This window comes from Actinomycetota bacterium (genome assembly GCA_013152275.1).
In the GTDB taxonomy this organism is placed as follows: Bacteria; Actinomycetota; Acidimicrobiia; order Spongiisociales; family UBA4744; genus BMS3Bbin01.
On record JAADGS010000099.1, the window covers coordinates 13,880 to 36,198 of the forward strand.

Annotated in this window: 19 protein-coding genes; 6 read left to right on the plus strand and 13 right to left on the minus strand. The window is 65.3% G+C overall.

The genetic code is table 11. The annotated features are described in order from the left end of the window. Positions 1 to 85: 85 nt before the first annotated feature. Positions 86 to 1,234: an aminotransferase class I/II-fold pyridoxal phosphate-dependent enzyme gene (locus GXP34_14960; GenBank protein ID NOY57263.1), complete on the plus strand. Its 1,149-nt coding sequence runs from the start codon at positions 86 to 88 to the stop codon at positions 1,232 to 1,234. Here GXP34_14960 and GXP34_14965 read toward each other — a convergent pair. The 4 genes from GXP34_14965 to GXP34_14980 are packed head-to-tail and all read right to left on the minus strand — an operon-like array spanning position 1,227 to position 5,576. Next, on the minus strand, positions 1,227 to 1,823 hold the full coding sequence (locus GXP34_14965; GenBank protein NOY57264.1) for a hypothetical protein: 597 nt from the start codon (positions 1,821 to 1,823) through the stop codon (positions 1,227 to 1,229). The genes GXP34_14960 and GXP34_14965 overlap by 8 nt on opposite strands. A gap of 17 nt (positions 1,824 to 1,840) precedes the next feature. After that, entirely contained in the window at positions 1,841 to 3,064 is a 1,224-nt protein-coding gene (locus GXP34_14970) for a (Fe-S)-binding protein (protein ID NOY57265.1), read from the minus strand. After that, positions 3,064 to 4,176, minus strand: coding sequence for an FAD-binding oxidoreductase (locus GXP34_14975; GenBank protein NOY57266.1), 1,113 nt, complete (start codon positions 4,174 to 4,176; stop codon positions 3,064 to 3,066). The genes GXP34_14970 and GXP34_14975 overlap by 1 nt, the downstream gene beginning before the upstream one ends. Next, entirely contained in the window at positions 4,173 to 5,576 is a 1,404-nt protein-coding gene (locus GXP34_14980) for an FAD-binding protein (protein ID NOY57267.1), read from the minus strand. Before GXP34_14980 ends, GXP34_14975 begins: the two co-directional genes overlap by 4 nt. A 113-nt stretch (positions 5,577 to 5,689) precedes the next feature. Between GXP34_14980 and GXP34_14985 the strand changes: the two genes are divergently transcribed. After that, positions 5,690 to 6,793, plus strand: a complete 1,104-nt coding sequence (locus GXP34_14985) for an alanine--glyoxylate aminotransferase family protein (GenBank protein ID NOY57268.1) — start codon at positions 5,690 to 5,692, stop codon at positions 6,791 to 6,793. 374 nt (positions 6,794 to 7,167) lie between these two features. Here the strand turns inward: GXP34_14985 and GXP34_14990 are convergent, their stop codons facing one another. Together GXP34_14990 and GXP34_14995 are read right to left on the minus strand one after the other, a co-directional pair. Further along, the gene (locus tag GXP34_14990; protein ID NOY57269.1) at positions 7,168 to 8,709 is read right to left on the minus strand and encodes a hydantoinase B/oxoprolinase family protein; all 1,542 of its coding nucleotides are present in this window, start codon (positions 8,707 to 8,709) and stop codon (positions 7,168 to 7,170) included. Then, positions 8,703 to 10,613 (minus strand): hydantoinase/oxoprolinase family protein, encoded by a 1,911-nt coding sequence (locus tag GXP34_14995; GenBank protein ID NOY57270.1) that lies wholly within the window; start codon positions 10,611 to 10,613, stop codon positions 8,703 to 8,705. The genes GXP34_14990 and GXP34_14995 overlap by 7 nt, the downstream gene beginning before the upstream one ends. Positions 10,614 to 10,619: 6 nt before the next feature. Here GXP34_14995 and GXP34_15000 point away from each other — a divergent pair, with 6 nt between their 5' ends. Beyond that, positions 10,620 to 10,877, plus strand: a complete 258-nt coding sequence (locus GXP34_15000; protein ID NOY57271.1) for a hypothetical protein — start codon at positions 10,620 to 10,622, stop codon at positions 10,875 to 10,877. 42 nt (positions 10,878 to 10,919) lie between these two features. Here the strand turns inward: GXP34_15000 and GXP34_15005 are convergent, their stop codons facing one another. From GXP34_15005 to GXP34_15020, 4 genes are all read right to left on the minus strand, one after another. Next, positions 10,920 to 11,387, minus strand: a complete 468-nt coding sequence (locus GXP34_15005) for a YbaK/EbsC family protein (GenBank protein NOY57272.1) — start codon at positions 11,385 to 11,387, stop codon at positions 10,920 to 10,922. A 32-nt stretch (positions 11,388 to 11,419) separates the two neighbouring features. After that, positions 11,420 to 11,854, minus strand: coding sequence for a type II toxin-antitoxin system VapC family toxin (locus tag GXP34_15010; GenBank protein NOY57273.1), 435 nt, complete (start codon positions 11,852 to 11,854; stop codon positions 11,420 to 11,422). Then, a complete protein-coding gene (locus tag GXP34_15015; GenBank protein NOY57274.1) occupies positions 11,851 to 12,033 on the minus strand; it encodes a hypothetical protein in 183 nt (60 codons plus the stop codon). The genes GXP34_15010 and GXP34_15015 overlap by 4 nt, the downstream gene beginning before the upstream one ends. 82 nt (positions 12,034 to 12,115) lie before the next feature. Continuing rightward, complete coding sequence (locus GXP34_15020) at positions 12,116 to 13,015, minus strand: hypothetical protein (protein ID NOY57275.1); 900 nt, start codon at positions 13,013 to 13,015, stop codon at positions 12,116 to 12,118. Between the two features lie 105 nt (positions 13,016 to 13,120). Between GXP34_15020 and GXP34_15025 the strand changes: the two genes are divergently transcribed. After that, complete coding sequence (locus GXP34_15025; GenBank protein NOY57276.1) at positions 13,121 to 13,732, plus strand: hypothetical protein; 612 nt, start codon at positions 13,121 to 13,123, stop codon at positions 13,730 to 13,732. Between the two features lie 252 nt (positions 13,733 to 13,984). Here the strand turns inward: GXP34_15025 and glnA are convergent, their stop codons facing one another. Next, positions 13,985 to 15,409 (minus strand): type I glutamate--ammonia ligase, encoded by a 1,425-nt coding sequence (glnA, locus tag GXP34_15030; protein NOY57277.1) that lies wholly within the window; start codon positions 15,407 to 15,409, stop codon positions 13,985 to 13,987. A gap of 144 nt (positions 15,410 to 15,553) precedes the next feature. Between glnA and GXP34_15035 the strand changes: the two genes are divergently transcribed. After that, positions 15,554 to 16,879, plus strand: a complete 1,326-nt coding sequence (locus GXP34_15035) for a glutamine synthetase (GenBank protein ID NOY57278.1) — start codon at positions 15,554 to 15,556, stop codon at positions 16,877 to 16,879. After that, positions 16,879 to 17,505, plus strand: a complete 627-nt coding sequence (locus tag GXP34_15040; protein NOY57279.1) for a response regulator transcription factor — start codon at positions 16,879 to 16,881, stop codon at positions 17,503 to 17,505. The genes GXP34_15035 and GXP34_15040 overlap by 1 nt, the downstream gene beginning before the upstream one ends. Positions 17,506 to 17,558: 53 nt before the next feature. On the opposite strand, the gene GXP34_15045 is transcribed toward GXP34_15040, so the two are convergent. Together GXP34_15045 and GXP34_15050 are read right to left on the minus strand one after the other, a co-directional pair. Continuing rightward, entirely contained in the window at positions 17,559 to 21,374 is a 3,816-nt protein-coding gene (locus GXP34_15045; protein NOY57280.1) for a PQQ-binding-like beta-propeller repeat protein, read from the minus strand. Positions 21,375 to 21,419: 45 nt separating this feature from the next. After that, the gene (locus GXP34_15050; GenBank protein ID NOY57281.1) at positions 21,420 to 22,265 is read right to left on the minus strand and encodes a DUF1028 domain-containing protein; all 846 of its coding nucleotides are present in this window, start codon (positions 22,263 to 22,265) and stop codon (positions 21,420 to 21,422) included. Between the last annotated feature and the right edge of the window lie 54 nt (positions 22,266 to 22,319).

A 22,319-nucleotide genomic window follows, 5' to 3' on the forward strand; every position in this document is an offset into this window, starting at 1 on the left:
GTGATCTTGCCGCCGATCGGACCGCGCGCTTCATATCGGGCATCGACCGCCCGGACGTCACCGGACGAGGCACTAGTCTGCGCGAATGCAGACCGCACGACGTCTTCAGGCCTTCGGCCAGACCATCTTCACCGAGGTGAGCCAGTTGGCGCTCGAACACGAGGCCGTGAATCTGGGTCAGGGTTTCCCCAACTTCGACGGTCCGGACTTCGTCAAGGAGGCCGCTGTCGCGGCGATTCGCGACGGCCGGAACCAGTACGCTCCACTGTCCGGAGTGTCCCGGCTCCGCAACGCCATCGCCGACCGTTTCTCACGCAGAACCGGGATCCACACGGACCCCGACCGACACGTCACGGTGACTTCCGGCTGTACCGAGGCGCTCACGTCCGCGTTCCTGGGTCTGGTGGACCCCGGCGACGAAGTCGTGCTGATCGAACCGTTCTATGACTCCTATCCGGCAGACCTGGCACTCGCAGGCGCCACTCCTCGGTTCGTAACCCTGCGGCCACCGGATTTCGCTCTGGAGGAGGCAGACTTGCGTGCTGCCTTCGGCCCCAAGACGCGCGCCATCCTGCTCAACACGCCGCACAATCCGACCGGAAGGGTGTTCTCGCGGCCGGAACTCGAAACCGTCGCTTCGCTCTGTAAGGAGTTCGATGCGATCGCCATCACCGACGAGGTCTACGAAGATCTCGTGTTCGACGGCGCCCACATCTCGCTCGCTCAGCTCGAGGGCATGTGGGAACGAACGATCACACTCTCGTCTCTCGGCAAGACGTTCTCCCTGACCGGATGGAAGGTCGGCTGGGCCGTCGGTCCGGACGAGCTGACCGCCGGCTTGAGGGCTGCCCACCAGTTCGTGACGTTTGCGACCGGGACACCGCTGCAACACGCGGCAGCCACAGCCCTCAGGGCGCCGGATGCCTTCTACACCGAACTCATCACCGACTACCGACGCCGCCGTGACCTTCTCACCGACGGCCTCGTCCGCCTCGGATTCGAGGTGTTCATACCAGAGGGCACCTATTTCGTGCTGGCCGACCACACGCGCTTCGGGTTCTCGGACGACGTGGCGTTCGCCCGGCATCTGGTCACCAAGGTTGGCGTCGCGGTGATTCCACCGAGTGCCTTCTACCACCGGAGCGAGGATGGTTCCTCACTCGTGCGTTTCGCCTTCTGCAAGGACGAAGCCACGATCGAGAAGGCGCTCCAGAGGATGGCTTCGCTCAAATGAGCATGCCGTAGACGACGGCCACACCGACCGCCCACACGACGTAGAGCATCGGCAGTTCAACCTGGTCGAGCCACGGGCGATCGGCGAACACGCGCCGGACACCCCACAACGCCACGAGGCCGACGACCAGCGTCCACGTGAACCCTGCAATGCCGGTCGCGACGACGACCTCGAGGGACTGGTCGAACACGTGAGGGAGGTCTCCGATGTAGCCGAGTCCGATCCGCCCGATCACAAGCAGGATGATCCCCGTCACGAGTAAAGAAATGCCTCTGGCAACGGCCAGTTCGAGCTCGCGAGTCGAGTGCTCGCGGAGTTGACGAACGGGGCCTTCCACGGCGACGCCGATAGCGAAAGCGCCAAACACCGCGATGACGAGGCTGGAACCGAGCATGGCACCGGTGCTCGTCGTGAGACCGAGTTCGACGACGCCGAACCCGTCGAGGAGAACAACCGCCGCCACCGCAACGAGCGCACTCCCCACCACCATCAGGCCGACGTCGAACGTCGTGCCGAGCACACGCCAGAACAGGCGTAACCTCCGCCTCAGCGGACTCACATAGATCGTGGTCGTGTCGTACTCTTGCACGCAACCCTCCGGAGCGCTCAGCCTACCGTCCCCACCGCGTCATCGACTACCGCTTCCCAATACAGCTCGACGGGATGAACGACCCTGTACCACCCTTCGAGGTGGGAACGAAGCTGCATTTCACAGCCGACGTTGGCCGATGCGACGATCGTCGAGCCTGCCTGGTGGACCTGGGAGACCTTCCTGTCTGCGAGCGCCTCGGATGCCTCCGGATGGAGCAGCCCCCATGCGCCGGCCGCACCACAGCACAGCCCCTCCTGGTCGATCTCCACGATCCGATAGCCGGCGGCCTGCAGGATGATGCGCGGTTGGTCGACAATGCGCTGGGCATGCCGGAGATGGCATGGATCCTGAACGGCAACGGGTCCCCGGTCGACGTTCGAAGTGGGAAGCCACCCTGCCTCGATGGCCTCTGCAACGACCTCGGTCACGTCCCTGGCTCGCGAAGCCAGGTCCGCCCCGTCCTCTCCGGCCCAATGTCCGTACTCCTTCAGGTGGGAACTGCACCCGGCTGCGTCGGCAATGACGACGTCGGCTCCGGAGAAAGCGGCTACGTTGCGCCGGGCGAGCCGCCGGGCTTCGAGCGCGGCACCTTCGTGGGCGGCCAGGGCACCACAGCAGGTCTGGTTTGGAGACGTGACGACTCTGTATCCGGCTCGCTGAAGTGTCTCGATGGTCGCAACATGGATCTGAGGGAATCCCGACTCCATCACACATCCGAGCAGCAGGGCGGCGGTTCCTCGTTCGGGTCCGATCGCAGCGAACTCCCGCCCGCGCAACTCGATGCGGGCGGATGGCCGGAGGCCCGCAAGAAGCTTCGGCATCCATCGGCTCAGGCCCGCACGACGGACCAAAGCTGCCGCACCGATGCCCAACCTGACCAGCCCGGGCTTCGCGACCCATCGTCCCAAGACCCTGTTGCGTACCTGGCGGGCAAGCGACGGTTGCTGCACGTTGATCTCTGCCCGGACTCCTTCGATCATCTTCCCGAACGGAACGAGTGCGGGACATACCACCTGGCATGCACGGCACTGGAGACAGAATCCGATGACGTCGTCGAAGGTGCCGTCTATCGCAACGATTCCATCGGCTGCCGCCACCATGGCCGCCAGCCGTCCTCGAGGCGATGCCGTCTCGTCTGCGGTGAGACGATACGTGGGGCACACTGCGAGACAGAGACCACATCCCACACACTGGGCCAGATCCAACGCGGTCGGCGCCTCCGGGGTGATCCAGACCATCAGATCCCTCCGGGGAGACGGCCGGAGTTCATGATTCCTGCCGGGTCGAACATGGCGACGAGCCGCCGCTGGATGCCGACCGTCGACGGTGCGGTCCCCCACGGATCGAAAGCCAGATCGTCGGGAGCGGCTTCCACGACCAACCTTCCACCGACGGACTCCGCCCACTCTCGCATCTTCACAAGAACGGCCTCGTCCGGATTCTCCGCGCCCATCCGCACCTCACCCACGCCGAAGGCCGCCCGGTAGGTCCATCCCGACGGCACGTGCTCGACGCCTTGACGGGTTAGACGCGCCGGCACTCTCAGAACACAGCGGAACGGCGACTGGAGTGGTGCGGGCCAGATCGCTCCCGGCAGAGACTCTCCGCCGAGGGCATCGACCTCGGCCTTCACCGTTGCAGGGAGGCCGCCGACGACCACGGAGCCCTGGCCATCGACCTCGAAGACCGCAAGAGGCCGATACGCGACCTTCAAGGCGTTCTCGGGACACACACCGACGATCGTGACGATCGACTGCGGTCGCGGCCACAGCTTGAGACTGACCACGGTGACGATGCCCAGACGTCCGAAGGACCCCACTGCCAGCCGGGACAGGTCGTAGCCGGAGACGTTCTTGACCACCGTGCCTCCGGCGTGAACGATCCGTCCGTCTCCGGTGACCAGCGTCATACCCAACACCCGGTCGCGTGTCGGCCCGTACCGCAGGCGTCGGTGTCCCGAAATACCCGCAGCGACAACCCCGCCGATGGTCGCGTCGCCCGGATCCTCCGGCAGGACCGCCGTCTGTCCACCCTCGACGAGTCGTTGCTCCAGATCGGCCACGCGAACACCCGCTCCGACGGTGGCAGTCAGATCGTCGGGACGCCAGTCCAGGGTCTGAAGGTTACGGGTCGAGACCACGATCAGCGGGTCCACGGCCGCTCCATAGCCTTGATGGGTTCCACCACCACGAACGAGCACGGGCAACCGGTACTCGCTCGCCACCTGCATGATGCGGGCGGCCTCCTGCTCCGATGCGGGAGCGGCGCTCAGTGCGCCCTCCGGTGCTCCGGGAATCGGGGCTCCGACGAGACTCCCGAGACGTTTTCGGACCACGGCGATCGAAGTCATCGTTCGCCGACCCGCTGGTCCGTCTTGCGCGAGCCGGGGGGCAGCACCTTGCCGGGATTACAGCGCTCGTCCGGATCGAAGGCTTCTTTGATACACGCCTGCGCGTCGAGGTCGACGTCGCTGAAGATCAGGGGCATCAAGTCTCGCTTCTCGAGTCCGATGCCATGCTCACCACTGAGCGTTCCTCCGGCTTCGACACACACCGCGAGGATCTCTTTCGACGCCTCGTGGACACGATCGAGCACACCGGGCTCCGCTGCGTCGAATGTGATCATCGGATGGAGATTCCCATCACCTGCATGGAAGACGTTCATCATGACGAGGTTGTGCCGCTGAGCGATCTCATAGATCTGATGGACGACGTCGACGAGCTTCGTGCGGGGAACCGATGTGTCCTGCAGGTAGTAGTTCGGAGCCATCTGGGTCACGGCCCCGAACGCCGACTTCCTCCCCTTCCACAGTTCGGCTCGTTGCCGCTCGTCCGATGCGGTGGTGACGTCGAATGCGCCTTCGGCGGTCATGATCTCTTCGACGGCTGCAAGCTCCACGTCTACCGAGGCGGCGTGACCGGAAACGTCGATGAGGAGCAGCCCGCCCGCGTCGACGGGCAGACCTGCGTGGAGAAAGTTCTCGAGAGCGATCGTCATCTCGCGGTCGATCATCTCGAGCGCTGCGGGAACGATCCCGCTTCCGATTACCGCCGAGACGGCCGCCGCGGCCTGCTCGATGCGTTCGAATGCCGCGAGCACCGTCCGGGTCTCTTGCGGGTTCGGCGTGAGCTTGACGAGCACCTTCGTGACGATTCCGAGGGTGCCCTCGGAGCCGACCACGACCGCCCTGAGGTCCAGACCGATCGGGTCGGGAGCCTCCGATCCGATCGTGACCACCTCGCCGTCGGCGGTGACCAGTTCCACGGCGAGGATGTGCCCGACCGTCGTCCCTTCGGCCAGACAGTGCGGACCACCCGCGCCCGTGGAGACATTGCCGCCGACCGTCGACACCGACTGCGACGACGGGTCGGGAGCGAAGTGCAGACCGAGCGACTCCGTCTGCCTGGACAGGTCGAGGTTGACGATGCCTGGCTCGACCCATGCCGTCGCTCCGATCGGATCGACTTTCAAGATCCGGTTCATCTTGGCGACGGCAACCATGATCGCCGGGCCGATGGCGATCGCCCCCGACGCAAGACCGGTACCTGCGCCCCGTGGAACGACGGGAAAGCCGTGGGATGCCGCGATGCGCATGACGTCGACGACTTCCTCGGTCGTCTCCGGCAACACCACGACGGTCGGGTCACCGCGCCTCATCCCCGAGTCCTTGCCGTAGATGTGCAGCCGCAGCGGGTCGGAGAGAACGCGCTCCGGGTCGAGCGCCGACTGAAGATCCGCTACGAGCGTCATGGACAGAATCGTACCCGGTGGACGGTGCCCGAGCGCCAAGAACCAGGGACTCTCAAACCTGGCTCCCAGAATGGGAATCCGGCGTCGGCGACAACTGGGGTATCGTGGGCATCATGGACCGCATCCAGCCGCCACGCCGCTATCTCATGGGCCCAGGCCCCTCGCCGGTCGAGCCGTCTGTCCTCGCAGCCATGGCCAAACCGGTTCTCGGACATCTCGACCCGGTCTTCATCCAGATCATGGATGAGGTCACGATCGCGTTGCGCGAGGTATTCCAGACCGCCAACCGTCTCACGTTCCCGGTCTCGGGTACCGGATCTGCGGGAGCGGAAGCGGCGATCGTCAACATGGTCGAGCCAGGCGACCGGGTGGTCGTCGGCGTCGCGGGCGTGTTCGGGGCCCGTCTCGCCGAGATGGCGAGACGCGCAGGTGGAATCGTCAGCGAGATCCATGCCCCTTGGGGAACGGCGGTACCCGCGGACCAGATTGCGGACGCGGTCACGCAGCGGGGAGCCAAGGTCGTGGCGATCGTCCATGCGGAAACCTCCACGGGCATGCGCCAGCCGGTGGACGAGCTGCGTGCAGCGATCGGTGATGACCCGATTCTCATCGTCGACGCGGTCACGTCCCTCGGTGGCATCGAGGTGGACGTCGACTCGTGGGGGATCGACGTATGTTTTTCGGGCACGCAGAAATGCCTCAGTGTGCCACCGGGCCTGGCACCGATCACGTTCTCGGCACGTGCGGAGTGGAAGCTCGAGACCCGGTCCGCTCCGGTGCAGTCGTGGTACCTGGACGCGCGGCTCCTGCGTTCCTACTGGGAAGATGGAGAGAAACGTCGGGCCTACCACCACACCGCACCGATCTCGATGGTCTACGGCCTCCACGAAGGTCTCCGACTCGTTCTCGACGAAGGTTTGGATGCCCGCTGGGCCCGCCATCACGACGCAGGCCGCTTCCTGCGCAACGCCCTCGTCGAGCGCGGCTACGAACCGTTCGCCGCCGATGGGTACCGGCTTCCTCAGCTCACCTCGGTCCGTCTCCCCAAGGGTGTCGACGACGCCGTGCGCCACGACCTTCTCAACGAGTTCGATATCGAGATCGGCGCCGGTCTTGGCGACTTGGCCGGCAAGGTCTGGCGCGTCGGGCTCATGGGCCTTGGGGCGCGCCGCGAACATGCCTTGCGCCTGATCCAGGCGCTCGACGCCTTGACCTGACGGTCTCAGGCGCAGCCTGGATCTCGACGTCCCGGAGGCCGGTTCTACCGGCGATGGCGGCCGTTCCGGCTTCCCGTGCAGGTTCTCCTCCTTTGACGGTTCCCATCGGTGCGGAGGCCGCGCTCGAACTCATGTCGACAGGGATCGACAGCACGGGCATCCTGACACCCGCCGCAGCTCGGATGGAGGCTGCCCCACGCGGCTGTCGCGAAGGAGTATGGGATCACGACCTTGCCGAGCGTTTCGGCCGCCAGGTGGATGTGATCGGAAACCCGCTGCCCGCGTCCGCCGGAGGGATGCTCACCGTGCAGGCCTGCAACGACCGATTTCCACAGGACGCGCTGAAGATGGGGCCTCCCCGCCGAGGTGTAGCTCTACGCTTTCCCCCAGCCGCCACCACCGGGCGTCAACACTCGAAGCCGGTCCCCTGCCCGCACTTCGAACGTGACCTTTCCTGGGAGCCGTTCGGGCGCCGATCCCGGCCGGATCAGCCAGTCCTCACCGACCGCGCCAGGCCCGCCGCCGGCGAGTCCCCACGGCGGCACCCTTCGCCGCTCCCCCATCAACGACACGGTCGCGTCGGCGAGGAACTCGATCTCTCGTTCGATACCCTCCCCGCCGGAGAAGCGGCCTGCTCCTCCGCTGCCGTGACGCAGCCGGGTGGTGATGACCCGCAGCGGATAGGCAACCTGCAGCGCTTCGATCGGAGTGTTCTTCGTGTTGGTCATCCCGGTGTGGACCCCGGACATGCCCGGCCTGCCTGGACGGCCGCCCTGTCCACCACCGACCGTCTCGTAGTAGGCGAAGTCGTCGTTGCCGGCGAGGATGTTGTTCATCGTTCCCTGTGATGCGGCAGGCACACGGTCGGGGGCCGCCTGGGCGAGAGCACCAAGGAGCACGTCGGCGATCCGCTGGCTGGTCTCGACGTTGCCGGCGGCCACCGCGGCGGGTGGTTCGGCGTTCACGAGCGTTCCCGGCGGAGCCAGCAGCTCGAGAGGCCGGTAGCAGCCGCCGTTGGCAGGGATCGAAGGATCGGTCGCCACTCGCACCGCGTAGTAGAGACACGAACGGGTGACCGCCTCGACGGCGTTGATGTTGCCTGCGACCTGGCCGGTCGTGCCGCCGAAATCGGCGACGAGGTCTTCCCCTTCGATACGCACGGCAACCGAGATCGGCAAGTCCTCGTCGCCCCACTCCATCACGTCGGTGAACCGGTATTCGCCGTCGGGCAGCGCACCGAGTGCGGCGCGCATCCTGCGTTCCCCGTACGCGAGCAGCGCTCCGGTGACGGCCGTGAACCACTCCAGGCCTTCGGCTTCGGCGAGTGAGGCGACGCGTGCCGCCCCGACCTCGTTGGCGCCGAGCTGTGCGGACAGGTCACCGAGGCGTTCGGACCGTGTGCGGGTCGCGGCCAGGAACGGATCGAGGAACTCGTCGATCCACACGCCATCTCGAACCGCCGGGGTGGGGACGACGACATGGCCCTCCTGATCGATCGTCGTCGCATGCGCCGGCATCGAACCGGGGGCCTCCCCACCGACGTCGGCGTGATGTGCGCGGTTGGCGACCCAGCCGATGAGGATCCCGGACGCGAACACGGGCCGGACGAGAGTGAGATCGTTGAGATGGGTACCACCGTGATACGGGTCGTTCACCGCGTACTGCACGCCCGGTTCGGCACCGAGACGGTCCAGGACCGCAGCGACGGAGGCGGGCATGGAACCGAGGTGAACGGGAATGTGTTCCGCCTGGGCGAGCATCTCTCCGGACGGGACGAATACGGCCGCCGAGCAGTCTGCTCGTTCCTTGATGTTCGGCGAGTACGCCGTGCGCCGAAGCACCAATCCCATCTCGTCGGCGATCGCGGCGAGCTGGTTCCGGGCGACTTCGAGCGTGATCGGATCGACGGTCACCACTCCACCTCCAGTGCCCCGCAGGGATGCACCGTGGCCCGCTCGCCGATGCCGAGGAACACGGTCGCGTCCGGCTCTTCGATCACGGCGGGGCCTTCGACGGTCGTCCCTGGCGCGAGTCCGGGTCGCCACCACACGTCGGCGTCGACCGCGCCGTCCGAGGTGAGCACCTCACGTGTCCCTCGCGCCGCCTCACCTTCGGGGACGGCATCGTCGAGATCGCTCCACCGCAGGGCCGGTGTCCCCAACGCGGCGGCCCGGACGGTGACCACTTCGACGGGGTCTCCGACCCTGGCGAATCCGTTCCGAGCCCGGTGGGCATCGTGAAAGCGGGCCTCCAGCACCTCCGTTCCCTCACCGGGCCGGTACGGGACCGTCGTCTCATGGGATTGGCCCCGGTAGCGAACGTCGACGGAGGTGCGAACCTCCACCAGGAAAGCGCCCGTCTCGGAGACAAGATGATGTGCCGCGTCTGCACGAAGATGTCCGACGGCCTCGTCGACCACCGCCTCGGGTCCGAGGCTCAGCGAAAGATCGACCCGCGGAGGGCTGAGCAGTAGGCCGAGCGCGCTGAACACCCCCGCATGAGGGGGCACGACGACGCCCGCCATGTCGAGACGCCGGGCCAACGCGGTGGCATGCATGCCGCCGGCGCCACCGAAGGCGACGAGCACCGAGCTTCTCGGATCGGCCCCTTCTTCGACGCTGACGGCGCGTACGGCGCGTTCCATGTGTGCCTCGACGACTTCGACGATCCCGAGTGCCGTCGCCTCACTGCTCAGATCCAGAAGTCTTGCCGTCCGCTGCACGGCGCCCTCTGCAAGGTCGTGCCGGAGGGCCATGCCACCGGCCAGGTGCTTCGCGAGACGGCCGATCATCAGGTCCGCGTCGCTGACGGTCGCCTCGGTACCACCACGCCCGTACGAGGCGGGGCCGGGCACGGCGCCTGCCGAACGAGGTCCGACCCGCAGCGCACCGCCGGAGTCGACCCAGGCGACCGATCCGCCACCCGCCCCCACGGTGTGCACGGCGACGGACGGCAGCAGGCACGGATAGCCTTCGATGCTGCGCCGGTAGGCGGATTCCGGGCGTCCATGCTCGACACGGCACACGTCGGTCGAGGTACCGCCCATGTCGAAGGAGATCAACGTATCGTGGCCGAGCGCCTTGCCGAGTTCCGCCGACGCGACCACGCCGCCCGCGGGACCGGACAGCAGCACGGCCGCGGGAAGCTCGATGGCGGCGGCCAGGTCCATCAGGCCGCCGGAGGAGCGCATGACGAGGATGTCGTCGGGGAGCCCAGCCTGGCGTGCCTTGGTTTCGAGGTGCTGCAGGTAACGTCCGACGACCGGCGAGAGGTACGCGTTCAGGACGGTCGTCGAGGTCCGCTCGAATTCTCGAAACTCGGGAGCGACTCTGCTCGACAGCGACACGGGGACGTCTGGAGCGATCGACCGTATCTTCTCGAGGATCTGCTCTTCCTCACCGGGATGCCGGAACGACCACAGCAGCGCCACCGCGATCGCCTCGACGTCGGCGAGCGCGGCCAGGTCGCCGCCGTCCGGCAGGCGCAACGACCGGGGCACGAGCGGCTCCGGCCGGTCCTTGAACGCGTCGTACAGCGAGGGACGGTCCTGTCGCCCGATCTCGATCACATCGGTGAAGCCGGCGGACGTGACGAGCGCCGTCCTGGCTCCCTTGCGTTCCAGGAGGGCGTTCGTGGCGATCGTGGTTCCATGGAGCAGGATGTCGGCGGGGCCGTGAATGATTCGACGGGAACCGTCGATGACCCCGTCGCTCTGATCGGCGGTCGTGGAAGTCTTGCCCGCGACCAGACGGGTCCCATCCCATGCGGCGAAGTCGGTGAACGTGCCCCCGACATCGACTCCCAGCGCGTTGGCTACCATCGGTACATGGCTATCACTATCGAAGGAACGCCGAATCCCAACGCTCTCAAGTTCGGCGTCGGATGCGATGTCGGAGGACCGAAGACGTTTGTCGCCGGACGCACGGTCGACGACCCGATGGCGGAGAGGCTCCTCTCACTTCCGGGCGTGACGAGTGTGTTCATGACCGCCGATTTCGTGACACTGACAAAGGCTCCTGATGCGGACTGGGCCGCTCTCGCCGAACAGGCACGGCAAATCCTAGAGGGGCATTTCGGGGCGTAGGGCCGCAGGTCAGATCGACATGGTTGCCTCGGCGGCTGCCAATCAACCGCTGATGGGTGCCCACGTGGCATGCGCCACCCTGGCCAACTCGGCGATCGAGATCGGGAACACCGTCGTTGGCGTCCCTGCGGCCGCCCACACGGGGTCATGCCGGTTCAGTTCCGGGTCGGCAAAGACCCGACAACCGTGGCCGAACGGCGGGGTACCGCCGGCCGCGTAGCCGGTGGCGGCACGGACCTCGTCGAGCGATGCCCGGCGGCTTCCGCTCCCGCCGGCCGCTTCCGCCAACTTCTCGAGATCGAGCCGCCGATCGCCGGGAACCAACGCCACCACGGGCTCATCATCTACCATGAACACGAGTGACTTCACGATCGCGGCGACGTCACAACCGACCGCTCTCGCAGCGTCGCCGGCCGTCTTGGTACCTTCGGGAAACACGCGAACATCGACATCGAGCCCCTCCCCGGCAGCCCAGTGAACAAGACGCAGCGACGCGGTAGGAAGATCCATGGCAGCATCGTAGGACACGCAGCCGGGGGCCGTCATTCGAACGGGTCGACTGCCTCGATGCCGTCGAACGTGCGGAAGTCCCGATCGCGGGTCCAGATCGTCCTCACACCATGTTCTCGCATCAGAGTCACGAGGTGGGCGTCGGACACCAGGTTGCCCCGCACGGGTATGCGGTCTGTCACGTCGCGGTACACACCCCAGAATCTTCGTCCTTCACCCGGCATGCGGACATGCGGTCGGTCGATGAGGCTACCGATGTTCTCCCTGGCGGCTGCGGGTGCGAGCGGATTGACGAACACGGCCGGATGTGTGGTGATCCGAAGGTACTCCGTCGTCACCGGCCAGAACAGATAGACCAGATCGGTGCCTTTGGCGAGATCCGCCGGCAGCTCTCTGGCACGACCATGCAATGCACTCCCCGTGTCCGATGCGCAGACAAGCAGGTTGGTGTCGACGGTCAGGCTCACGTCTCTTCGAACGCCTGATAGAGCCGGTCCTTGTCCTCGAGATCGAACCGGGCGCCCATGTCTTGACTCGTCCACGACAATTCGGATGGATCGGCCTCGGGTCCGAAGATCGCTCGCACCGACAGTTCGGACACGAGCCTGCTGAGGGTCTTGCCTTCCGCGGCCCGCCGCTTCTTCATTTCTGCCGGCAGGGAGCTGTCGAGATCGATCGTCGTTCAGGGCATGACACACATGATGTTGCACGTCATCGCATCAGATGCATCACCCGTCCACGTCCCACGGCGGAGCATCGAGCACGGTCGAGCCGTCCACCCACAGTGAGAGCGGCCAGCGGTTCCCTGCCGCGTCGGCAACCGTCACGACGATGCGCCAGCCGCCCGCCGCTCGGACCGCGGAGATCACCTTCGGATCACTCCCCCAGCCGTCGGCCTCATCCTCGACCACCGCCAGCAAAGATCTTGGGGGATCTTCCTCCCCCTCTGGCCACAGAGCAACCCCGGCATCGGCCGGCACAACGGCGGGAGATGGCAGATCCACTACCGATGCCTTACCGTCCGTCACTTCGATCACCACACCGACCGCACGCACCGGCAGTCTGGTCAGCGACTGCGTGTCAGGCCCGGCAAGCATCCCAAACACCACCGTTGCCCTGAAGAGATCCGGACCAACGGTCCTGATCTCGGCACTGCGCGCCCACTCGACATACGACACCCCGGTTCCCCCGCCCGTGGGTATCTCGGCTCCGTCGGGAAGCGCCGCCACAACACCGAGTGCCTCACCCGGACGGCCACCACTCCCGAAGTAGTCCCGCACGAACCACTCCGCCCGAACTGCCGCGAGCTGCTCCTGAGATCCGGGTACCAGTGCCATCAGGTCGGCCTCCGAATACAGCGGTGCCGTGGTCGACACGACGGTCGGAACGACGGTCGACACAACAGGTGATGTCGTCGATATCACGCTCGGGACAGCTTCGGAAGATGCCGGTGGTCCACCGGGAAGTGCCCGGGCCACGACCACGCCCAGCGCGGCCATGGCAAGCACGCCGGCGGCCACATAGGCGACCCATCGCGGGAACGGACGTTGTTGGGTCACGAGTTCAGACCACGGGATACTCTCGAGTTGCTCGTCGAGTGTGTCGTCCTCGTCGATATGTAGATCCACAGCGTCTCCTTCGTCCGGGGGTAAGGCGAACGTACGCCGCCGCGGAGACTCAAACAAGGGGTTTGCTTCCAGAACTTGCTTCCGGTCCGCTAACGTTGGACCGCGATGAGCAACCCCGACCCGAAGCCTGGACGCTGGATCCTTCCTCTGATCATCATCGGCATGGTTGGTTTCACATACTTCTTCGTCAGCAGCCTTCCCTCACCCCAGCCTGTGGGCACGACGACGACGACCTCCGCGCGGACGACGACCTCGACAACGGAGGCAGGACCCGGCAGCTCCACCACGAGCACGACGATCCCCGACGACGTGCAGGCCTACCTCGACAAGATGGCGGAGAAGAAAGCCGATCTGGACGCGCTCTCGACCGACCTCCTGGCAGCAAACGATCGCTGGGACCACAAGGCCGATACCGGTGCCACGTATTCGGAGACCAAGGCCGCCTTCCAGAAAGCTGTCGATGAAGCCACCGTCTTCTCCGACAGCATCGCGGCGACGACCCTTCCTGCCGGCTATTCGGATCTCGCGAGCTTGCACGCCGACCTCTCGACTGCCGCTGCCAAGATCCTGAAGGCCACCATCGCGGCCCTCGACGGACTCCAGTCCTCGGACACGGGTCAAAAACGCGCAGCTGCGATCGAGGAGTTCAACACGGCGGTCGCCGAGTTCAATGCCGTCTATGACAGCCTCGCTGCGGCGGCGACCCCAACGGGTTAGAGCGGTCCCGGCACCGGCTCCGTGTCATGAGAGCGAAAGCGCCGTGGCAGCCAAGAAAGAAGGGGACAGGTTCCCTCCTGACGGGACGTTGAGCAAGCAACACCCTCCTGCCGGCTCACAGTGGTACCCGTTCCGGCTTCGTGGTACTCCCCCCCGGGAAGCGGAGCGACCGTTGGGGAAAGAAGTGGTCGCTGCGCTCCCTGGGGAGAGATATGGTCGCTCCGCCCACCGAGGGGGAAACTCCCGAGACTCTCAGATGTCGTAGTAGAGGTGGAACTCGTACGGGTGCGGCCGCAAACGCATCACATCGACCTCGCTGGAGCGCTTGTAGGCGATCCACGTATCGATGAGATCCTGGGTGAACACCTCACCTTTGAGCAGGAAGTCGTGGTCGGCTTCCAGCGCGTCGAGCGCCTCCTCGAGGCTCCCCGGCACCGACGGCAGGTTCGACAGTTCCTCCGGCGGCAGGTCGTAGATGTCCTTGTCGACGGGCGGTGGCGGTTCGATCCGATTCTGAATCCCGTCGAGACCGGCCATGAGCATCGCCGAGAAGGCCAGGTACGGGTTCGCCGACGGATCTGGACAGCGAAACTCCAGGCGCTTCGCAGCCGGCTTCTGTGAATACAACGGGATGCGCACGGCCGCCGACCGGTTCCTCTGGCTGTACACCAGGTTCACCGGTGCTTCAAAACCGGGCACGAGTCGCCGGTAGGAGTTCGTTGTCGGTGCGGCAAACGCGAGCACGGCGTCCGCATGCTTCAAGAGGCCTCCGATGTACCAGCGAGCCATGTCGGACAGGCCTGCGTAACCGCTTTCGTCGTAGAACAGCGGCTTGCCGTCGGTCCACAGCGACTGGTGGGTGTGCATCCCGGAACCGTTGTCCTCGAAGATCGGTTTCGGCATGAACGTCACCGTCTTGCCTGCTCTCCATGCAGTGTTCTTGACGAGGTACTTGAACAGCGTCACGTGGTCCGCCTGCTTCAGAAGCGTCTCGTAGCGGATATCGATCTCGGCCTGGCCGGCGGTGCCGACCTCGTGGTGATGGACCTCGACCTCGATGCCGGCGTCTTCGAGCAGGGCGGTCATCTCCGAACGGAGATCCTGGAAATGATCCGTCGGCGGCACCGGGAAGTAACCCTCCTTGTAGCCGGGTTTGTAGCCGAGGTTGCCACCTGCTTCATCTGCCCCGCTGTTCCAGGCCCCCTCCACCGAGTTGACCTCGTAGAACGCGGAATGCTGATTCTGATCGAACCGGACGGAGTCGAAGATGTAGAACTCGGCTTCCGGACCCCAGTAAGACGTCTCGGCGATCCCCGTACCCTGCAGATAGGCCTCGGCCTTCTTGGCGATATAGCGAGGGTCGCGATCGTACGGCTCACCGGTGGTCGGATCATGCACGAAGCAGTAGATCAACAGCGTCTTGTGCGCCATGAACGGATCGGGCGTCGCCGTCGAAGCATCGGGAAGCAGCAACATGTCCGATTCCTGGATCTCCCGAAAACCGCGGATCGAGGACCCGTCGAACCCGAATCCCTCTTCGAAGCCGGCTTCGGTCAACGTCCCGGCCGGAATCGTGAAGTGCTGCACCTGGCCTGGCAGGTCACAGAAACGAAGGTCGACGAACTCGAATCCTTCTTCTTCGATGTATCGGATCAACTCGCTGGGCGCGTACGACAAGAATGCTCCTCCTGGAAGACATGTGGTTTATACCCGAGGAGCGTTTCGCGTCAGTTGCCGGAATGTGAACGCCGTGTTTCATCTCTCGTTTCGAGTCGATGCCCGGCCCCGGCTCCGCTACCTTCTGTAGAGAAAGGAGCCCCAATGGAGAGACAAGCCGAATACGTGCTCCGAACCGTCGAGGAACGAGGGATCCGTTTCATCCGCCTGTGGTTCACGGATGTACAGGGATTCCTGAAGTCGGTCGCGATCAATCCCGCCGAACTGGAGGTCGCCTTCTCCGAGGGAATGACCTTCGACGGGTCGGCCATCGACGGATACGCGCGCGTTCAAGAAGCCGACATGATTGCCAAGCCCGATCCTTCCACGTTTCAAATCATCCCGTGGCGGCCCGAACAGCAGGTCGCACGGATGTTCTGCGATATCCTCACTCCGAGCGGTGAGCCCTTCGATGGCGACCCACGCTGGGTCTTGAAACGTAACCTTCGTCGGGCGGCCGACCTGGGATTCACGTTCTTCGTCGGACCCGAATTGGAGTGGTTCTATTTCAAAGACTCGGGTCCGAACCCGCAAGTGCTCGACCGGGGCGGCTATTTCGACCTGACGCCGCTCGATGTGGCCCAGGAGTACCGGCGCACGACGATCAACGCGCTCGAGCAACTCGGCATCCCCGTCGAATCGTCGCACCACGAGGTCGCTCCCAGTCAGCACGAGATCGACCTGCGCTACACCGACGCGCTCACGATGGCGGACAACGTGATGACGTATCGGCTCGCCGTCAAGGAGGTCGCCATCGAGCACGGCATCTACGCGACGTTCATGCCCAAGCCCTTGGCCAACCACGACGGCAACGGAATGCACGTGCACCTGTCGCTCTTCGAGGGAGACCGCAACGCGTTCTACGAGGCCGGATCCGACCTGGGCCTTTCGAAGGTTGCCCAGAGCTTCATCGCCGGGCTCATCAAGCACGGCCCGGAGATCACCGGGGTGACCAACCAATGGGTCAACTCGTACAAGCGCCTCGTATCCGGATTCGACGCCCCCCTCTACCTGACGTGGGCCCGCAACAACCAGTCCGCGTTGGTGAGGGTGCCGTCGGTCAAGGCGGGCAAACAGGCGTCGACGCGTGTCGAATACCGGGCACCGGACGCCGCATGCAACCCGTACATGGCCTTCTCGGTGTTGCTGGCAGCCGGTCTGACAGGAATCGAGAACGCATACGAGCTCTCCCCAGAGATGCCCCGGAACGTATACGACCTGACCAAGGCCGAGCGTGCGGCCGCGGACATAGGGACACTCCCGTCGAACCTGTCGGAAGCCCTTGACCTGATGGAGGACTCCGAGCTGGTGGCCGAGGCGCTCGGCGAGCACATGTTCGGTTGGTTCCTCAAGAACAAGCGCAAAGAGTGGGACCGCTACCAACGTCACGTCTCACAGTTCGAGCTCGAGGAGTACCTCCCGATTCTCTGATGCTGATTGCCGTCATCCCCCCCAAGCCGTCCAAGGGCCTCACCGAGGCTCTCCTCGTCGCGGGCGTCACGTGGCGCCCGGCGCACGACCCAAGCGACGACTGGGACGAGGCCGGCGTGCTCCTCGTCGAATTGGGTGATGACCCGGAGGGCCACCTCGCCTCGGCACGACGAATCTACGAGCGGTCGGGACTGCCGGCGGTCGCCGTGGCCGATCGTGCCGCCGCCGCGACGTTGGAGACCGCAGGGTTCCTCATGGACTTCATGTTCAACCCGCCGGATCCCGTGGAGCTGCGACTACGGCTGCGAAGACTGGCCGACGGGGCCGACGAGACCGAGGTGCTGCGCTTCAAGGATCTCGAGATGAACACGGCCACGTATCAGGCGCGCCTCGACGGAGTCCCCCTCGACATGGCCTACATGGAGTACGAGCTGCTCCGCTTCTTCGTCCAGCATCCGGGGAGGGTGTGGAGTCGTGAACAGCTTCTCTCGCGAGTGTGGGGGTATGACTACTTTGGCGGGGCACGCACCGTCGATGTCCACGTGCGACGGCTCCGGGCGAAACTGGGCGAGCAGCGTGCCCGCTGGATCTCCACGGTGCGGTCGGTCGGCTACCGGTTCGGTTGACCGTTCTCGTGACGCTTCAGGGGAATAATCCCCACCAAGCGTCACAAGAACGGTCAACGACACTCCGGCGGGTTCGAACAGCCGATCGCCACGATCGTGCCGCTCAGATCGCCAACGATGATTGCACCGTCCAGGATCGCAGGCCGGCTGACAACCCGCCCATCCAACAAGTACCTCCAGAGCTCTTCGTGCGTCTCGAGATCGACCGCGTAGAGATACGGCTCGTCGGTCGTGAAGTAGAGCACACCATCGCCGACGATCGGCCATCCGACTCTTCCTTCGAGAGGTGAGACCGTGCTTGTGCTCGGGAACTGCCAGAGCTGCCGGCGCGACACCGCATCCCACGCCTGGATGAAATTGTCGTTGGCGATGTACAGGACACCGTCCGCGTACGCGGGTGGCGACGTAACCGTGATGCTGAGCAGGATGCCGGCTTCCGGGTTGCACGATCCGACCTGGACCGCATACAGATTCTGGGCATCCCGCGCGGGAATGAACACCGTGTCACCTGCGATCACCGGCGGAGAAACGATCGTGTCTCCGGTATCGAAGCACTTTCTGGCCTCGCCCGTCAACGCATCGACAGCCCACAAGATCCCTCCCTCCGTGGGAACGTACAGGATGCCATCGGCCGCGGCAGACGCCGCCCTGATCGGACTGGCGAGGTCGACATGCCAGCGCTCGTCGAATGGATCTGCCGTATCGGCTGCGTACAGGACACCCCGATTCGTCCCGAAGTAGACGGTGTCACCGAGCACGAGCGGCGCGCTGACAATCTCTCCGTCTACGACACCTTCCGTCGGAAACTGCCATACCTGCGCAGTCCGCTTGCGGGCATCGCTGCGAATCCGAAGCACACCGTCCTTGCTCCCGTAGTAGACCCGCATCCCACTGGTCGGATCGAGTCCGCTCATACTCGTCAGGAATGCCAGAGTGGGCGGACCGATGATTCCATCTCCGGCGGAGTCCTCGATCCACAACGGCGGAACCCCGGAGGGCATCGCGATGCCGTAGAGACTGCCGTCCTCGCTCCCGAAGATCACGCTCTCGCCGAACACGGCGGGCGACGATTCGATCCTGCCGCCGGCGGTGTATTTCCAGTAGTAGCCGTCGGCCGAACGCACACCTGTCCGTCTCGATGCGCCGGTATTGTGCGCGAGCCGTTCCTGATCGTCCAGATCGCCCGCGAACGTCCACTGGCCGACGACTGTGTTCTTGGCCGGAGGTCCGAGTTCGGTCTCCCAAATCTCCGGTGGACGAGTCGTCGTCGTGGTCGTTGGGGCGATCACGACAGGGGCGACCGTCGTCGTCGTTGGCGGCGGATTGACGACCCTGGCGAGGAACCCGCCACCGAGACCGATCGCCGTCACGGCGACCACGGCGGCGGCAACGCGAATCGAAGTCCATCGGAAGGGGCGTTTGCGCCGCTTCAAACCTCTCGCACGCCGTTGTGCCGGGCTGACCAGCCTGCCTTCGACACCGAGGCCTGCGTCTTGGAGTGCCTGCTCCAACTCCACCGAGAGTCGCTCGGATGCCTCGTGGTACGCCTCGTCCCCGACTTCGGGAGCTGCGAGCGCTGCTGCAATCTCCGGAAGCGCCTGCCATGCCTCCCGCCACTCTTCGGGGATGTGCGCTGCCATCGCCTTGACCGATGTGATCACCGCTGCAGCTCCCGGCTTGTTCCACAAGCGCCCCGCTTCAGCGGCTTCTGCGGCGACCCCCGCCACTCCGAGTTGATCCGCGAGTGCCATCGCCTCGGCTGCCAGAGACGGGTCCCGTTCGGCTTTCGATCGAACGATGAGCAGCCGCGCCGCAGCGAGATACCACTCCGACTGCAGCAATTCGTCGGTGAGATCGAACGCTTCATCGGCATTCCATGCGTCTCCACTCGCCACACCGATGGCGAGCTGCACAACTCGAATCCGCAGACGCCATCTGCGCCCATCGACACCCTTCGGACAGCTTTCGAGTGCCGCCTGCGCCTCTTCTTTCGCCTCTGCCGTCCGGCCCACACCGAACAGGGCTCTGGCCCGCAGGTATCGGGCGCTGTTCTCCCAGGCAGGTAGCTGCTGGAGAACCAATGCCAGCGTTTTGTCGGCAGCTTCGAGTGCCGTGTCCCATGCACCGAAACGAATCGCGCCCTCGGCAAGCGCCATGTGCGCCAGGAAGACGGGGCCGGCACTTACGTCGGCATGCCGGATCGACCGGCGCCTCACAGCGAGAGCCCGGTCTGGGCGCCCGGCCATGAACAGTGCTCGAGACCACCACGCTTCCCTGTCCGCCATCAAAGCCGGTCCACCGGTGCATCTGGCCTCGTCGACGAGTCTCGCGAAACCGATCTCTGCGTCGCGCGCTCTCCCTTGGTCGAAGGCCACCCACGCCTCGTTGTAGCGCCCTCGCTGCTGCTGCTGTGCCGTCCCGTGGGAAGAGAGAATCTTCAACCCTTTGTCGAGTTCTGCATCGGCCTCCTGAGCGAATCCGAGTCGGGCGAGGGTTCTCGCGTGCAGCGTCAAAAGAGATCCGAGCATTCCGAACTCACCGGCGAGGATGGCTTCCAGAAGCCCTTCCGCCACCAGACGCTCGGCCTCTTGGGGAAGCTGCCGGTCGTCCGCAACCTGCCCTGCGTGGCCGAGCGCGTGGACGCGGTCGACACCAGACAACCGGTCTGCGGCCACCGTGAGGTCCTCCGCCGCCAGTTCCGACCAACCGGCAAGCCGGTAGCAGGTAGCTCGCGCCAGGCGGAGTTTTCCCTCCAGTTCGGGGTCTTCCGTGCCGGATGCCTCGTATGCACGAAGCGCACCATCGAGCAACGGATACGCCTCCGCGAGATGCTGCCGATCCGCTCGCTCCAGGCCTGCGCGGGCCAGCAGGGGAAGTGCGTCTCCCCACCGGGCAGCATCGAGGTAATAGCCGCCGACGAGACCGGGATCCCGCTCTGCGATTCCCGTACGAACGCCGGCATCGGCAAGAGCGCCATACAGTGCGGCTGTCCGCACAGAGCCCAGATACTCCCCGAGCCGACCTCTGCCTGGGAGGAAACCCTCCGCCGATTCCGTGGCCAATCCTGCAGCGACGAGGCGCTCACCGATATCGAGAACATCATCCTCGGGGAGGAAGAGGGCCGCCGCTGCGACGGCGACCGCAACGGGCCGGCGAGCGACAGCCAGCAGCTCTGCAAGCTTTCGTTCCGGACCTTCGAGATGGGCGGCTCGTCCCAGGACCCCGATCTGCGCGGGGATCGGGGTCCCGGTGGCTACCAGCGTGCCATCCCCCCACCGGACGGCGCCGGCCACCTCCCATGCCTCGAGTGTCTCCACTACATTCCCTGCGAGTCCGCTCGATGAGCTGATCAGGTGTGCGGCAAGCCGGTCTGCGTCGCTCCCACCGAACAATCCCTTCACGTCGCCCAGATCCAGCCGGTCGAGGGTGAGTTCCCAGGACTGCCCCAATCTGCTCGCGGCTTCCATGAGATTCGCATAGGCAAACCGTCGATACCCGGAGATCTCCGAATGGGCGAGGACGATGATCAGCCCCGAGGAGGCTCGCGCCATCCTTGCTCTGAGCAGTGCAAGCGACGTCGCATCGGCCCACTGGGCGTCGTCGATGAGAAGGGCGCCTTCGAACTCCCCACCGAGGCCGAGTGCCTCACCGATACTGCCGGGTTCGATCTCGGTCGCCTTGAAAGCGGCCGCTCGCCGAACAGGAACCTCGTCCTGCGCGAGGCGGCGTTCGAATTCATCGAGGAGACGGGTGCGACCGCTGCCCGCCTCCCCCAGGATCGAGAGCAGCGCAACACCACCGTCACGAGCCACGTGTTCGGCTTGCTTCAGCGCTTCGAAGTGCTCTCTGCGTCCGAAGAACACGTCCATCGCTCCACCCTACGCCGACCCCGCGCCTCGTGCTGAAAGAAACCCTCAGCGACTCGAGAGTAACCCCAGCACCTTCTGCTCGATCTCCGGCCCGTCAGACCATCGGGCCTCGAGGTTCTCTGCTCCGACCCACGCGAACAGGGCCTGACGCAGACCCATGTCGTAGCCCGAACCACTCCCGCAGTCGTATCCGCGTTCCGAGAGCGCGTCTCGCAGCACACGTGCCAACTCGGCATGGATCGGGACGAACTCGAGATCCTCGGGCCTCGGCAGGAGTAGCCGGTGGATCTCCATCAGCCGGTGCAGCTCGGCCACGGGATCGGTGTGGTCGTCGACGCGCAGATCGACGGCCACGTCGCTGCCGGCCAGGTATCCGCCGCCTTGGCGCACGACGAGCAGCGCAGCCGACTGGCGGCCCCGCCGATCTCCCCCGGCGGCGTCACCGGCGGCCAGGGCGGCGAGCAGACGCGTTGCGAGCTCGCCGGCTCCTGCCTCGAACGCCTCCACCATCCGATCGACGACGTGGGGTCCCGCGAGGATGTTGCCCTGGCAGGCGTACCCGTCACCTGTACGGCCTCCCGCCCAGTCGAAACAGTCTGTGCCCGTGAACGAGGCCGGCTGCCCCAAGGCGTCGACCATGCCGACCTGACGAAGTTCACACTTGTCGTCGGCGTTCGTCAACCTCTGGATCGTCGCCTCGGCCGACTCGCCGGCTTCCATCGCCTGCAGCCCGTCCGGCCCGTACGTCACGTTCGCGTACGACTGGGTTGCGACAGCCCCGGCTCCTGCGCGAGCCCACGGCACAACCGATCCGACGGCCAGGAACTTCGACGCGACGGCCACACCCCACTCCTGGGCTGCCGGGTCATGAGCAACGATCGAGAAAGTCATACAAGCATCCCCACTCTCTCGTTCTCGTGACGCTTCAAGGGAATAATCCCCGTC

Coding starts and splice junctions, on each gene's coding strand:
- GXP34_14960 (NOY57263.1), top strand. CDS start 86: ATGCAGACCGCACGACGTCTTCAGGCCTTCGGCCAGACCATCTTCACC.
- GXP34_14970 (NOY57265.1), bottom strand. CDS start 3,064: ATGGTCTGGATCACCCCGGAGGCGCCGACCGCGTTGGATCTGGCCCAG.
- GXP34_14975 (NOY57266.1), bottom strand. CDS start 4,176: ATGACTTCGATCGCCGTGGTCCGAAAACGTCTCGGGAGTCTCGTCGGA.
- GXP34_14980 (NOY57267.1), bottom strand. CDS start 5,576: ATGACGCTCGTAGCGGATCTTCAGTCGGCGCTCGACCCGGAGCGCGTT.
- GXP34_14985 (NOY57268.1), top strand. CDS start 5,690: ATGGACCGCATCCAGCCGCCACGCCGCTATCTCATGGGCCCAGGCCCC.
- GXP34_14995 (NOY57270.1), bottom strand. CDS start 10,613: ATGGTAGCCAACGCGCTGGGAGTCGATGTCGGGGGCACGTTCACCGAC.
- GXP34_15000 (NOY57271.1), top strand. CDS start 10,620: ATGGCTATCACTATCGAAGGAACGCCGAATCCCAACGCTCTCAAGTTC.
- GXP34_15005 (NOY57272.1), bottom strand. CDS start 11,387: ATGGATCTTCCTACCGCGTCGCTGCGTCTTGTTCACTGGGCTGCCGGG.
- GXP34_15015 (NOY57274.1), bottom strand. CDS start 12,033: ATGAAGAAGCGGCGGGCCGCGGAAGGCAAGACCCTCAGCAGGCTCGTG.
- GXP34_15025 (NOY57276.1), top strand. CDS start 13,121: ATGAGCAACCCCGACCCGAAGCCTGGACGCTGGATCCTTCCTCTGATC.
- GXP34_15035 (NOY57278.1), top strand. CDS start 15,554: ATGGAGAGACAAGCCGAATACGTGCTCCGAACCGTCGAGGAACGAGGG.
- GXP34_15040 (NOY57279.1), top strand. CDS start 16,879: ATGCTGATTGCCGTCATCCCCCCCAAGCCGTCCAAGGGCCTCACCGAG.
- GXP34_15045 (NOY57280.1), bottom strand. CDS start 21,374: ATGGACGTGTTCTTCGGACGCAGAGAGCACTTCGAAGCGCTGAAGCAA.
- GXP34_15050 (NOY57281.1), bottom strand. CDS start 22,265: ATGACTTTCTCGATCGTTGCTCATGACCCGGCAGCCCAGGAGTGGGGT.